A 13,687-nucleotide genomic window follows, 5' to 3' on the forward strand; every position below is an offset into this window, starting at 1 on the left:
GGCGCTGGCGCGATACTGCGCGCCAACGCCAGCGGGAGGAGAACCATGGCCAGGAACCAGCGCGGACGCCGTATCCGCGTCGCTACAGGCTTCAGCGCCTTCGGTCTGGCGCTGCTGCTGGCCGCCTGCGGCAGCGAGGCCGAGCCAGCCAGCGCCGCCAACGGCTGGGCCGGCGAGCCCAAGCTGGAGACGCCGGTCGAACAGCTCGACGCGGCGCTGCACTGCACGCCCTTCGAGCACCCGGACAAGCCGCCGGTGCTGCTGGTGCACGGCACCTTCACCACCGGTGCCGAGCAGTACGAGTGGACCTACATCCCGCTGCTCAGCGAGCGCGGCTACGACGTCTGCGCGGTGACCTACCCCGACCGTGGTCTGGGCGACATGCAGGTCTCGGCGGAGTACGTGGTGCATGCGCTACGGCGCATCCACGCCGAGACCGGCCGCCAGGTAGCGATGATCGGCCACAGCCAGGGGGCCGGCATGCCGCGCTGGGCGCTGAAGTGGTGGCCTTCGGCACGCGCGGCGGTCGCCGACTTCGTGTTGCAGGCGGGGCCCAACCACGGCACCGCCATCTCCGATCCGGCCAGCCTGCTGGCCGGGCTCGGGCTGCCCTTGCCGCTGCCCAGCACCGGTGGCCTGCCGGTGCCGCTGCCGGCGGCGGTGCGGCAGTTCGCGCCGGCCTCGCTGTTCACGAGCGCCGTCAATCGCGGCGACGAAACCCCCGGCGACATCGACTACACCAGCCTCTACACCCAGTTCGACGAGCTGGTGCAGCCGGTGAGCCCGGTGCCGACCGCCGCCCTGGACTGGCAGCAGAACAATCCCAAGGTCAGCAATCTGCTGTTGCAGGATCTCTGCCCCGGCCGCTTCGTCGATCACGTCAGCATCGGCCTCACCGACCGCCTGGCCTTCGAGCTGACGCTGGACGCGATCAGCCAGCCCGGCCCGGCGAATCCCCAGCGTGCTGGCGGCGCCGCGCTCTGCGGGCTGGCGGCGATCATCCCCGACCAGATCATCAGCACCAATGCCGCCAGCGGCCTGGTCAACATCCTGCGCGCCGAGCTGAGCGGCGGCGCGCCGGCCCTGCACCTGGTCAGCGAGGAACCAGCGCTGAAGGACTACGCGCGTTGAGCCGGCACCGGCGCCGGTACTGCAAACGGGCGAAGACGCCGGCGGCCGGCTTGCCGACCATCGGCGCGCCATAATTGCGCTCCCCGCGCAGCCTGCGCTCCACACCGAATGGGCCTTACGCCGCATGAGCGACACCGATAGCAGCAGCACCGCCGGCAGCACGCCGGAATCCGTTTTCGTGATCGTCGGCGCCGGCCAGGCCGGCGGCGAGGTTTCCGGCGAACTGCGCAAGCAGGGCTACACCGGCCGCGTGCTGCTGATCGGCGAGGAGGAGCAGATCCCCTACAAGCGGCCGCCGCTGTCCAAGGGCTTTCTCGCCGGCAGCGTCACCGAGGAGTCGCTCTACGTCAGCCCGCGCGCCAAGCTGGAGCAGCTCAACATCGAGTTTCTCGGTGCGACCCGGGTGAGCCGCATCGACCGCGCGCGCCGGGTGGTGGTGCTCGCCGACGGTCGCGAGCAGCGCTACGACAAGCTGGCCCTGACCACCGGCGGCCGCGCCCGCCTGCTGTCGCTGACCGGCGCCGACAAGCCCAACGTGCTGCCGCTGCGCAGCATCGCCGACGTCAAGAAGCTGCAACCGCTGTGCGTCGCCGGCAAGCGCGCGGTGGTGATCGGCGGCGGCTTCATCGGCCTGGAAACGGCGGCGGTGATGCTCAAGCTGGGCCTGCACGTCACCGTGCTGGAAGGCCTGCCGCGCGTGCTGGCCCGCGTCACCGCGCCGGAGGTGTCGAGCTTCTTCGAGCGCATGCACCGCGAAGCCGGCGTCGATCTGCGCACCGGCGTGCAGATCAGCCATCTGGAAGGCGAGGCGCAGGTCGAGACGGTGGTGCTCACCGACGGCAGCCGCATCGCGGCGGACTTCATCATCGTCGGCATCGGCGTGGTGCCCAACACCGAGCTGGCCGCCGAAGCCGGACTGGAACTGGACAACGGCATCGTCGTTGACCAACACGCCCGCACCAGCGACCCGGACATCGTCGCCGCCGGCGATTGCAGCAATCACCCGAGCAACTTCGCCGGCCGCCGCATCCGCCTGGAGTCGGTGCAGAACGCCATGGAGCAGGGCCGCATCGCCGCGCGCTCGATGCTCGGCAAGGACGAGGCCTACCAGAACGTGCCCTGGTTCTGGTCCGACCAGTACGACCTCAAGTTGCAGATGGTCGGCCTCTCGCAGGGCTACGACCAACTGGTGCTGCGCGGCGACCCGGCCACGCAGCGCAACTTCGCCGCCTTCTACCTCAAGGCCGGCAAGCTGATCGCCGCCGATACCGTCAGCCGCCCCGGCGAGTTCATGCTCGCGAAGAAGTGGGTGGCCGAGGGCGCGGTGCTGCCGCCAGCGGCCCTCGCCGACGACAGCCAGCCGCTGAAGAACCTGCAAACGGCGGCCTGAAGCGCTGACGGACTGAACCTCAGACGCCACACGAACAAGAACGGCACCGGATCAATCGGATGAGCAAGAGCCGCTGGGTGCAGGTGCCGAAGGATCTCGGGCCGCTGAGTCAGATCGACCACGCCGCCGAGCGCAGCGCGCAGGACACCGGCGTCAGCGACGCCGACCGCGAGCGCATCTGGGCGGCGATGCAGGGCCTCTACCGCGCCGGCGTCCACCCCGCCATCACCCTGGTGATGCGCCGCCAGGGGCAGATCGTGCTGAAGCGCTCCATCGGCCGGGTGTCGGGCAATGCGCCGGGCGAGATCGGGCCGGAAGTGCCGCTGCACCCGGACTCGCCGGTCTGCCTGTTCTCGGCCTCCAAGGCGATCACCGCGCTGCTGGTGCACAAGCTCGCCGAGCAGGGCCGCCTGCGGCTGGATGATCGCGTCGCCGACTACATCCCGGAGTTCGCCGCGCGCGGCAAGGGCGCGGTGACCATCCGCCAGTTGCTGGCGCACCGCGCCGGCATCCCGACCCTGCCGGTGAAGCACCCCGACCCCTCGCTGCTGCAGCACTGGGACGCGCTGGTGCACCTGCTGTGCCTGGCGCCGCCGTTCGACCCGCGCTTCGAGAAACAGGCCTACCACGCGCTCACCGTCGGCTTCATCGTCGGCGAGCTGATCCGCCGGGTCAGCGGCCGCGAACTGCGTGACTACCTGCATGAAGTGCTGACCGGGCCGCTGAAGCTGGACAGCATGAGCTTTGGTCTGGCCCCCGAACGCCGGGCACTGGCGCCGAAGAGCCATGGCACCGGGCCCAAGCCGTTCTGGCCGGTGACGCAGTACGCGCAGCGCATCATCGGCGTCAGCTTCGAGCGCGCCGCCGAGGCCGCCAACGAAGACGGCTTCCTGTCTTCGGTGGTGCCATCCGGCAACATCTTCGCCAACGCCGACGACGCCTGTAAGGTGTTCCAGATGCTGCTCAACGGCGGCGAGCTGGACGGCGTGCGTATCCTCAAGCCGGAAACCGTCGCCGAGGCGGTGCGGCCGGTCGGCAATATCCAGTACGACGGCATGCTGATGGTGCCGCTGCGCTTCTCCGCCGGCTTCATGCTCGGCGAATCGCCGTTCGGCCTGTTCGGCCCGAAGAGCCACGAGGCCTTCGGTCACCTCGGCTTTGTCAGCGTGCTGTGCTGGGCCGACCCACGCCGCGACATCTCGGTGGCGCTGCTCAACACCGGCAAGTCGATGGCGCCGACGGCCTTGCTGCAACTGGCGCGGCTGTTGGGCGCCATTGGTCGCGCTGGGCGCTGAGCCGCTGAATCGCTGAATCGCTGAATCGCTGAGTCGCTGAGTCGCTGAGTCGCTGAGTCGCTGAGTCGGTCGAAGCTACGCACTACTCCTCTCTCCCCTCGTGGGAGAGAGGCTGGGAGAGAGGGGGGCTTTACCGTGCGCTCCGAACCCGCCCCCTCTCCCCTACCCCTCTCCCACCAGGGGAGAGGGGAACCCATCCGTTTGTTTGTGGCGGCGCTTGCGGTCTAGGCTGGCGTTGGTTCTGCTCACAAAAGCCGCCATGCCTCATCCACTGTCCTCACTCCTGCTGGCCCTGCTGCTGAGCCTCGCCGGCCCCGCCGCACAGGCCGCGCCCAGCCTGGTGCTGCTGGTGCGCCATGCCGAGAAAGCCAGCACTCCCGGCCACGACCCCGGCCTTTCCGCCGCCGGCGAAGCGCGCGCGCAGGCGCTGGCGGCGGCGCTGGCCGAGGCGCGGGTCGGCGCCATCCTCACCAGCCCGCTGCGGCGCACCCGCGACACCGCCGCGCCGACCGCTGCCGCGAATGGGCTGAAACCGCAGGTCGTCGGCTTCGAGGGCGGCACCGCCGCCCATGTCGCGGCGGTAGCGGCCGCCGTGCGCGCGCAGGACGCCGCCACCGTGCTGGTGGTCGGCCACGGCAACACCGTGCCGGCGATCCTGGCGGCGCTGGGCGGGCCGGTGCTGCCCGACTTCTGCGAGAGCTCCTACGGCCACCTGCTGGTGCTGAGCCTGGATGCGAGCCCGCCGCGCCTGCTGCGCGCCCGCTACGGCGCCGCCGATCCGGCGCCGGCGAGCGGCTGCCAGTAAGGCGCGCGAGGCGCGCAGGCGCCAGAATGCGCGGCGGCCAACCGGCCGCCGCCCGCCACCGGAACCTCCCGCCCCTTGCCGACCACCCCCGCCAGCCGCCGTCGCGAGATCTGGGCGCTGTCGCTGCCGATCATCGGCGGCATGACCTCGCAGAACGTCCTCAACCTGGTGGACATGGCGATGGTCGGCCAGCTCGGCTCCTCGGCCCTGGCCGGCGTCGGCCTCGCCAGCTTCATCAACTTCATGGCGATGGCGCTGGTCACCGGGCTCTCGGCCAGCGTGCAGGCGATCGCCGCGCGGCGCATCGGCGAAGGCCGGCCCGAGCAGGCCGCCGCGCCGCTCAACGGCGGGCTGATCCTGGCGGTGCTGATCGGCCTGCCGATCTCGCTGCTGCTGATCGCGCTGGCGCCCTGGCTGTTCTCGGTGCTCAACCCCGACCCAGCGGTGGCCGCGCAAGGCGTGCCCTACTTGCAGATGCGCCTGCTGTCGGTGGTGGCGCTGGGCATGAACTTCTGCTTTCGCGGCTACTGGAGCGCGGTGAAGCTGACCCGGCTGTACATGCGCAATCTGATCTGGATGCACAGCCTCAACATCGCGCTCAACTACTGTCTGATCTTCGGCAAGCTCGGCCTGCCGGCGCTAGGCACCACCGGCGCCGGCCTGGGCACCAGCATCAGCCTGGTGATCGGCACCGCCACCTACTTCTGGCTGGCGCGCCGGCACGCGGCGGGCAGCGGCTTTCTGCAACGCCGGCCCAGCCGCGAGGAATGCCTCAGCCTGGTGCGCCTGGGCCTGCCCAATGCCGTGCAGCAACTGCTGTTCGCCACCGGCTTCGTGGTGCTGTTCTGGATCGTCGGCCGCATCGGCACCGCCGAGCTGGCGGTGGCCAATGTGCTGGTCAACATCACCCTGGTGACGGTGCTGCCGGGCATGGGCTTCGGCATTGCCGCCGCCACCCTCTGCGGCCAGGCCCTGGGGCGCGGCGCCATCGACGACGCGCAGCGCTGGGCCTGGGAAGTGTTCCGCCAAGCCGTGTGGCTGCTGGCGCCGCTGGCCGCCGCGATGCTGCTGCTGCCGGGCCTGATCCTGTCCGCCTTTGTCACCGATCCCGCCCTGGTGGCGCTGGGCCGCGTGCCGCTGCAACTGGTCGGTGCGACGGTGCTGGTCGATGCCCTGGGACTGATCCTGATGAATGCCCTGCTCGGCGTCGGCGCCGCCAAGCTGGTGATGCTGGTCGCCGTGGGCCTGCAATGGGGCCTGTTCCTGCCGCTGGCCTGGCTGCTCGGGCCAGAGCTGGGTCTGGGCCTGAACGCGGTCTGGCTGGCGATGCTGGCCTATCGCGGCGTGCAAACCGGGCTGTTCACGCGCGCCTGGCGGCGGCGCGGTTGGGCGGGGATTCGGGTCTAGCGGCCTGGCGCCGTCGCTTGCGCTTGCGCGCCGACGACCAGCAATTCGATCTGGCGCCGGGCCGCCGCCGTATCGGCTTCCACGCCCAGCAGAATCTGGCGGTCCAGATCGTTGAGCACCGCGAGCTGGCCGCCGACCAGCGCCTCAAGCAATTCGGGGCGCGCGATCACCGCTTTACCCTCCGGCAACAGGGCAACAGCCCGCGCGAGAAAGGAGCGCCAGGCTTGGAGGCTGGAAAGGAACTGCGCGCGAATCTTGGCGTCCTGCCTTGCCAGGCCCATCAACTCCATCGTCAGCACGCCCAGAGCCAGGCCCTTGGCGGCGCGGTAACGCGCCAGGCAGTGGTCGATGATTTCCCAGAAGTCGGTGCTGCTGGCGAAGCGCTCGAAGAAGAAGCCCGAGTCGAAGCGCAGGGTGTTGCGTTCGATCAGCGCCAGCAGCATCTGGTCCTTGCTGCGGAAATGGCTGTAGACCGCTCCAGTGCTCATGCCCGACTCGCGCACCACATCGGTCATCGCGGTGTCGGTGATGCCTTTCTTGCGGATGCAGCGGGCCAGAGCGTCGAGCACTTCCTCGCGCCGCTGCAGCATGTAGCTTTCACTTCTCTTCGGCATGTTGGGGCGGTATCCGCCGCGACTGAAGGTTGACCCGGCCCGGCTGGTTGTCGGGGCCGGATTGTAGCTTCGAGACCTCGGCGCGGCGCCGGCTTAGAACTCCAATGCCAGACGCAGACTCAGGGTGCGCGGCCGGTTGTAGGTGGTCGAGAGATGATCCTCCTCCGGTGAGCCGCCAGCGATACTGACGATGGCGCGGGCATCGGTCAGATTGGTGAGGGCCAGGCTGAGGGTAGGCCGCAGCGCCCAACGGGTGGCGGTCGCGCCCAGATTGAGGTTGTAGGTGCTGAAGCCAAAGACCGGATAGTCGTGCTGGATGTCGTTCCAGGCGTGGCCCTGGTAGCTGTGGAACAGCGCACCGCTGAGCTGCCAGGCATCGAACTCGCGTTTGTAGGCCAGCGTGGTGGCGCTCTGGATCTTCGGCGACAGCGGCATCTCCGAGCCCACCGGCACCTCGGTGCCGTCCTCGCTGGTGAACACCTCGGTGGTCCGTGCCTGGATGTAGGCGCCGGCGTAGGACAGCGACAGGCCACGGATCGGCAGCAGCAGGCGCAGCGTGCCCTCCACACCTTGGCTGCGCGCACCGCCGACGTTGTCGACATAGGACGACAGTCCGCTCGGCGCCACCTGGAAGACCTGCGGATTCTTCCAATCCAGCAGGAAGGCGGTGACATCCAGGCGCAGGCGCCGCTGGAACCAGTCGGTGCGGACGCCGATCTCGTGATTCCAGAGCGTGCTGGAGTCGAAGGTCGGATGCGATTCGTCGGAGCCCGGAACTGCAGTGGGTTGCAGGTTAACGCCGCCGAACTGGAACCCGCGCGAGACGTTGGCGTAGAGCAGGACGTTGCGGCTGAGCTTGAGCGTCGCCGCCAGCTTGGGGCTGAAGCCCTTGCTCTCCACCCCGATGTTGCGCGGCGCGGTATCGCCACCACGGGCAAGGGTGGTCACCAGCCCCTTGGACTCGGCGTCGCCGGACACTTCCGAACGGTACAGGCGTGCGCCGGCGGTCAGTTCCAGGCGGTCCCAGAACTCGGCCGACAGCTCGCCGAACACCGCGCGCTCGCGGGCCACCAGCGGATGGAAGCTGCTGTTGGCCAGGCTCAGGCCCTGTTCGGTGGTCGCGCCTTCCACCAGCCCCGGCAGCAAGGGGCCGAGCAACTGCAGAAAATCGGTCAGGTACTGGGTGTTGGGAACGTAGACATTGGTCAGCGTGTCGGCGCTGTATTCGCTCAGGTAGACGCCGCCGAGCCAGTTCCATTGACGCTGACCGGCAAGCGATTGCAGGCGCAGCTCCTGCATGTAACCGCGCGCGTCGGAAAGCTCGGACCCGCCGATGCTGGCGATACCGGCGGTGGCCAGTTCCGGCGCCACGGTATAGCTGGCATCGAGGTCGTAGTCGGTGAACTTGGTCTGGTAGGCGCTGACCGACACCAGTTGCGCCCAGTCAAAGCGGTAGCGGGCCTCCAGACTGGCCAGCTCGAACACGTATTTGGTGGGGCTAGAGCGCGGTGCGTCGTCGCGCTCCAGGCGGCCGTCCTGGTTGGTGGCGAAGCCCTGTTCGTCGCTGCTGCGCGACTGCCGCATGTAGGCGGCGTTCAGACTCAAGCGCTCGCCGGGCTCCCAACGCCCCATCACCCGTCCACTCCATTTGCGGGCAGCGTCGGCGTCCTCGCGTTGCTCCTGGGCCGTTCCAACGTCATACACCCCAGGAATCCGCTGCCAGACGCCGGCGGCGCGCAAGGCGGCCGAGCTGCCCATCGGCACATTGATGGCGGCACCATAGGTCGGTCCGTACCCGCCCTGCTCGATGCGCGTGCCTTCGGCAAAGGCCTTGCCCTCCCAGCGGCCGAGTTCCGGCGCGTTGGGGACATAGCGGATGACTCCGTTCAGCGCCGAGGCGCCGAACAAGGTGCCCTGCGGCCCCTTCAGCACTTCCACCGTGCGCAGATCGAAGGGGTCAGGGTCGACCACGAAGAAGCTGCCGTAGGGGTCGGTCAGCGAGACATCGCCGATCAGGCTGCCGGTGGTCTGGTTGGCCCCGTCGCTCGGCCCCACGCCCCGGATGGACAGCTTGCGCGCCTTGTCGGCGCTGGCGTCCTGCATGCTCAGGCCGGGCACCTGATCAATGAAATCCTTCAGCTCACGGGCACCGATGCTTTCCAGCTCGGCGCCACTGAGCGCGCTGATGCTCGCCGGAATCTTGCGCACCGAGCGCTCGCGTTTGGTCGCCGTGACCACCACTTCCTCAAGCTGGGTCGCCGAGGTTGGCGGCTGCTTTTCGGCGGTCGGCGCCGGCTCGGTGGCGGACAGCTCGGTGGCGGACAGCTCGGTGGCGGACAGCTCGGTGGCGGACAGCTCGGTGACCGGCAGGGTCGCCAGCGCTGGCGATTCCACCGGCTCCGGAGCCGGCTGCGCAAGGGCGACCTGCCCGGTCACGACCAGAGCAGCCAGCAACGCGGCCGAGGACAGCGCCAGGGCGCGGGACGAGCACATGATGAATCCCCTATAAAAGAACGACTCGTCGTTATATTTTCACGATTTCACGAACTTGTCACCTCCGCCCATTCGCCGCTGCGAGACAAGGCGGAATATCGCCATTATTATATTGTTTTTTCTGATTATTTTAACAATAAAGCACTCCTTAAAATGTCATCACAGAGGCCTACAATTTCTCATAAATCGACATCTTGTTCGTTTTTAAATAGACTACGTCCTGCCTCGAAACCGGCCATCGCCGTGCAGCGCACCACGCCCCCGATCCCCACCCCAGCAGCCACCACCGGCAGGTCAGACCCGGCAGACCCAGCCCCTCGGAAGCAGCGGTCATGACCCGCGACTGGCGGCAATCGCTGGCCTTTGGCCTGGGCGCCGCGGCAGCGTCCTGGCCGCACACCCTGATCGCGGTGTACCTGTTGTTCTTTCTTACCGAATACGCGGGGATCAACCCGGCGCTGGCCGGCCTGGTGCTGGCGGCCCCGCGCATCTGGGACATGGCGATGGACATCCCAGTCGGCCGGCTTTCCGACCGCTGCGCCCACGGCCCCGGTGGCCGGAGGCGCCTGGTGCTGTGGAGCGCCATCGCCCTCAGCAGCCTGCTACCGCTGACCTTCTACCTCCCGCCCACCGACAACGTCTGGCTGCGCGCCGCCTTCTTCACCGTGGTCGGCATGGCACACGCCTCGGCGTTCTCGGCGTTCAGCGTCAGCTACATGGTGCTCGCCGACGAGAACGCGGGGGGCCACACTCGACGCAACGTGCTGATCGCCGCCGCCGCGATCTGCACCGTGGCTTTCAACGTCGCGCTGACCGCGCTGGCGCCGAAGCTGATCGCGCTCGGCGGCGATGGCCCCGACGGCTATCTGTTCATGAGTCTGGCCTTGCTGCCACCGGCAGTCCTGTTCTTCGGGTTTGGCTATCGGGCCGTGGGCCAAGAAGCCGGCAACGCGCCTGCGGCATGGCCACCGCGACACGAGCGCCTGCTACCGCAATTGCGCAGCACCTTCGGCAACCGGGCGTTCTGGATGCTGATCGGCATCCTGCTCTGCCACACCCTGGGCATGGGCTGCCTCAACGCACTCGGCATCTACGCCAACAAGTACCTGCTGGAACGCCAGGCCGAAGACCTGGTGGCGCTGCTCTCGCCCATCGCCGTTGCCGCCCTGGTCGGCATGCCGCTGGCGGTGCCACTGGCCAATCGCCTGGGCATAGCCACGGCCATCAAGCTGGGCCTGGGTGTGCAGGCCCTGGGGCTGTTCCTGCTCTGGCTGGCGATGGTGCAACTGCCGGCGCTGCTCATCCCCGCCGGGGCACTGGCAGGCTTGAGCACCGGCGCGCTGACGCTGTGGCTGATGGGCGCAGTGCTGGACCTCTGCAAGAGCGAGGGCGATCCGGTGCCCAAGGGCGTCTATCTGGGCATCTACTACGCCGTGCAGAAACTCGGGCAGTCGGCCGGCGGCCTGCTAGCCAGCGGCGGCCTGGCGCTGATCGGCATCGGCTCGGGCACCCCCTCGACGCCGGAACTGCGTCTGGACCTCGCGGTGCTGACGCTGATTGGCCCCTTCGCCCCTCTGTTGCTGGGCTTCTGGCTGGCGCTGCGCATGCCCTGGCCCCAGCACCCACCCCCCTCACCCGACTCCGCGACGCCCGCCGTCGGCGCGCCGCCACCTCCATGACGCTCTCCGCCCCCCTCATCCCGCGACGCCTGCTGCAGGGCAACCCCAGCCGTCTGCAAGCCCAGATCAGCCCCGACGGCAGCCGCCTCAGCTTTCTGGCGCCGGTCGATGGCGTGCTCAACCTCTGGCTGGCGCCGGTGGCGACGCCGGAACAGGCACTGGCCCTGACCCGCGACCGCCAGCGCGGCATCCGGCAGTACGGCTGGACCCCGTCCGGCCGCCAGCTCTGGTATCTGCAGGACCAGGGCGGCAACGAGGACTTCCAGCTCCATGTGGTGGATCTGGACGAGGGTCAGGTCCGCAACCTGACGCCGTTCCCCGGCACCCAGGTCCGCCTGATCGGGCTCAGTCGCCGCTATCCAGAGCAGGCGCTGGTCGCCATCAATCGCCGCGACCGGCGCTGGCACGATGTCTTCCGCCTCGACCTGCGTAGCGGCGAGCTGGCGCTGGTGCTGGAGAACAACAGCTACGCGCTGTTCCTCGCCGACGACGAACTGCGCCTGCGCCTGGCGGCCAAGGCCACCGCCGACGGCGGCATGGAAGTCCATGTGCCGGAAGACGGGGAGCGCTGGCGTGCGCTGTTCCGGGTCGGCGCCGAAGACGTGGTCACCACCAAGCCGCTCGCGATGGGCCCCGCCGCCGAATCCACGGCCTACTTTCTCGACAGCCGTGGCCGCGACACCGCGGCGGCGGTCGCCATCGACCTGATCAGCGGCGAGCGCAGCCTGCTGGGCGAGCACCCTGCGGCCGACGTCCTGGAGTTGCTCGTCAACCCGATCAGCCTGCGTCCCGAAGCCTGCCGCAGCGACCATCTCGCGCCGGAATGGCTGGTGATCGGTGCCTCGCTGAACGAGGATCTGGCGCGTCTCGCCGCCCATGCCACCGGCGGCGATTTCCAGATTCTCAGCCGCAGCGCCGACGACGGCCGCTGGATCGTCGCCTTCAGCAGCGATACCCAGCCAGGCCAGTACGCGCTCTATGAACGCGACAGCGGCAACATCCGTCCGCTGTTCGTCGCGCGCCCGGAGCTGGAAGGCTGGCCGCTGGCGCCGATGCGTTCCCTCACCCTGCGCGCCCGCGACGGCCTGCCGCTGGTGTCCTACCTGACGTTGCCGGCCGACACCGCCCTCGACGCCGCCGGCCGTCCCCGGAACCCCTTGCCGATGGTGCTGCTGGTGCACGGCGGCCCCTGGGCGCGCTACCACTATGGCTACAACGCCGAACACCAGTTCTACGCCAGCCGTGGTTACGCGGTGCTCGCGGTCAACTTCCGCGGCTCCACCGGCTTCGGCAAGGCCTTCGTCAACGCCGGCAACCACGAATGGGGCGGCAAGATGCACGACGATCTCGTTGATGCCGCGCACTGGGCCGTGGGCGCCGGCATCGCCCAGCGCGAGCGGATCGCCATCATGGGCGGCAGCTACGGCGGCTACGCGGCGCTGGTGGGCTTGAGCTTCACCCCCGATCTGTTCGCCTGCGGCATCGACATCGTCGGCCCCTCCAACCTGGAGACCCTGCTGGGCTGCTTTCCGCCGTACTGGGGGGCGATCTTCGAGCAGTTCGCCCTGCGCACCGGCGACCCGCGCACCGAGGACGGCCGACAACTGCTGCGCGAGCGCTCGCCGCTGCACCGCGCCGAGGCCATCCGTAAACCCTTGCTGATCGCACAGGGCGCCAACGATGTGCGGGTAACTCGCCAGGAATCCGACCAGATCGTCGCCGCCATGAAGGGCAACGACCAGCCGGTGACCTACGTGCTCTATCCCGACGAGGGGCATGGGTTCGGCCGCGCCGAGAATCGGCTGTCGTTCATGGCGCTGACCGAAGCCTTCCTGGCCCGCTTCATGGGTGGCGCCTGCGAGCCGCTGGGCGATGCGCTGGACGGCAGCAGCCTGCAAGTCCTGGAAGGCGCCGAATGGATTCCCGGCCTTGGCGGTCCCCGCCAAGCATGACCCGCCCCATCGCAGCAAGCAGCGGCGGGCTGGACTTGCTCTGCCCGGTCGGCGACGGCCTGCAACTGGCTTGCACCGTGCGCGGCGCGGCCGACGAGTCGCCCTGTTTTGTCCTTGAGTCCGGCGCTGGCGGGATCGCCGCCGCCTGGGATCACATCGCCAACGCGCTGGCCGGGACCGCCAAGGTCATCAGCTACGACCGCGCCGGGCTGGGCGACAGTCTGGGCTTGCCAGTGCGGCAGGACGCCGAGGCCGGCGCCCAGCGCCTGGATGCCCTGCTCGCCAGCCTGCGACAGACCCGACCCTGCATTCTCGTCGGCCATTCCCTGGGAGGCCTGCTCGCCCAGTACTACGCGGCCACCCGGTCCGGGCGCGTCGCCGGGCTGGCTCTGATTGATCCGACCCCGGCCGCGCCCTCGCTGCTGGCCGGCCGTCGCCTGCTGGGCACCTACCGACTGCTGCTACGAGGCCTAGCGGTACTGACACGCCTGGGGCTGCGGGCCGCGCTGCCGAAATCCGCCACCGGTCGGACGCCGCCGCCCGCCCTGGTCCAGGCGGCGCGGCGCGCGGCCGGCAACCCGCAGCACCTGCGTGCATTCGCCGGCGAACTGGCGGCGCTGGATGCGACGCAAGGCCAGGTCCGCGCGCATCCACTGCCGGCCTCCATGCCGATCCTGATCCTGTGCGCCGACCACCGGCTGGACCCGGACGGCGGCGACTCGGAGCTGTGGCGGCACCGGCTCGCCCTCGCCGACGACCAGGGCGGACAGTGCCTAAGCATCGCCGGCGCCAGCCATCTTTCGCTGTTGCTGGAGCCGGAGCACGCGCATCAGGTGAGCCAGCATCTGCGCACATTCGCTACCCTGCTGGCCGGGGCGGCCCGGTCCGGCTGAGCAGAGGACGCCGCCCGCCGGTTGTCAC

10 protein-coding genes are annotated in these 13,687 nt (G+C 69.2%); 8 read left to right on the forward strand and 2 right to left on the reverse strand.

From position 1 onward, the window contains the following. Window positions 1-45: 45 nt before the first annotated feature. The 5 genes from ED208_RS02875 to ED208_RS02895 all read left to right on the forward strand — a co-directional run bounded on the left by ED208_RS02875 (window position 46) and on the right by ED208_RS02895 (window position 6,028). Window positions 46-1,131 (forward strand): esterase/lipase family protein, encoded by a 1,086-nt coding sequence (locus ED208_RS02875; RefSeq protein ID WP_123210332.1) that lies wholly within the window; start codon window positions 46-48, stop codon window positions 1,129-1,131. 124 nt (window positions 1,132-1,255) lie between these two features. Continuing rightward, window positions 1,256-2,521, forward strand: coding sequence for an NAD(P)/FAD-dependent oxidoreductase (locus ED208_RS02880; protein WP_123210333.1), 1,266 nt, complete (start codon window positions 1,256-1,258; stop codon window positions 2,519-2,521). A 59-nt stretch (window positions 2,522-2,580) separates the two neighbouring features. Further along, on the forward strand, window positions 2,581-3,816 hold the full coding sequence (locus ED208_RS02885; protein ID WP_123210334.1) for a serine hydrolase domain-containing protein: 1,236 nt from the start codon (window positions 2,581-2,583) through the stop codon (window positions 3,814-3,816). Between the two features lie 259 nt (window positions 3,817-4,075). Further along, window positions 4,076-4,621: a histidine phosphatase family protein gene (locus tag ED208_RS02890; RefSeq protein WP_123210335.1), complete on the forward strand. Its 546-nt coding sequence runs from the start codon at window positions 4,076-4,078 to the stop codon at window positions 4,619-4,621. Between the two features lie 75 nt (window positions 4,622-4,696). Next, window positions 4,697-6,028: an MATE family efflux transporter gene (locus tag ED208_RS02895; RefSeq protein ID WP_123210336.1), complete on the forward strand. Its 1,332-nt coding sequence runs from the start codon at window positions 4,697-4,699 to the stop codon at window positions 6,026-6,028. Here the strand turns inward: ED208_RS02895 and ED208_RS02900 are convergent. After that, complete coding sequence (locus ED208_RS02900) at window positions 6,025-6,642, reverse strand: TetR/AcrR family transcriptional regulator (protein WP_123210337.1); 618 nt, start codon at window positions 6,640-6,642, stop codon at window positions 6,025-6,027. The two genes, ED208_RS02895 and ED208_RS02900, sit on opposite strands and share 4 nt — an antisense overlap. Before the next feature lie 93 nt (window positions 6,643-6,735). Further along, window positions 6,736-9,135 carry a TonB-dependent receptor gene (locus tag ED208_RS02905; protein ID WP_123210338.1) on the reverse strand — a complete coding sequence of 800 codons (2,400 nt, stop codon included), beginning with the start codon at window positions 9,133-9,135 and terminating at the stop codon, window positions 6,736-6,738. Window positions 9,136-9,467: 332 nt separating this feature from the next. On the opposite strand from ED208_RS02905, the gene ED208_RS17440 reads away from it, so the two are divergent. The 3 genes from ED208_RS17440 to ED208_RS02920 are packed head-to-tail and all read left to right on the forward strand — an operon-like array spanning window position 9,468 to window position 13,659. Further along, window positions 9,468-10,814, forward strand: a complete 1,347-nt coding sequence (locus ED208_RS17440) for an MFS transporter (protein WP_199720487.1) — start codon at window positions 9,468-9,470, stop codon at window positions 10,812-10,814. Next, on the forward strand, window positions 10,811-12,766 hold the full coding sequence (locus ED208_RS02915) for a S9 family peptidase (RefSeq protein ID WP_199720488.1): 1,956 nt from the start codon (window positions 10,811-10,813) through the stop codon (window positions 12,764-12,766). Before ED208_RS17440 ends, ED208_RS02915 begins: the two co-directional genes overlap by 4 nt. After that, a complete protein-coding gene (locus ED208_RS02920) occupies window positions 12,763-13,659 on the forward strand; it encodes an alpha/beta fold hydrolase (protein ID WP_158608402.1) in 897 nt (298 codons plus the stop codon). The genes ED208_RS02915 and ED208_RS02920 overlap by 4 nt, the downstream gene beginning before the upstream one ends. Window positions 13,660-13,687 lie beyond the last annotated feature (28 nt).

It is taken from the genome of Stagnimonas aquatica (assembly GCF_003730135.1).
GTDB lineage: Bacteria > Pseudomonadota > Gammaproteobacteria > Nevskiales > Nevskiaceae > Stagnimonas > Stagnimonas aquatica.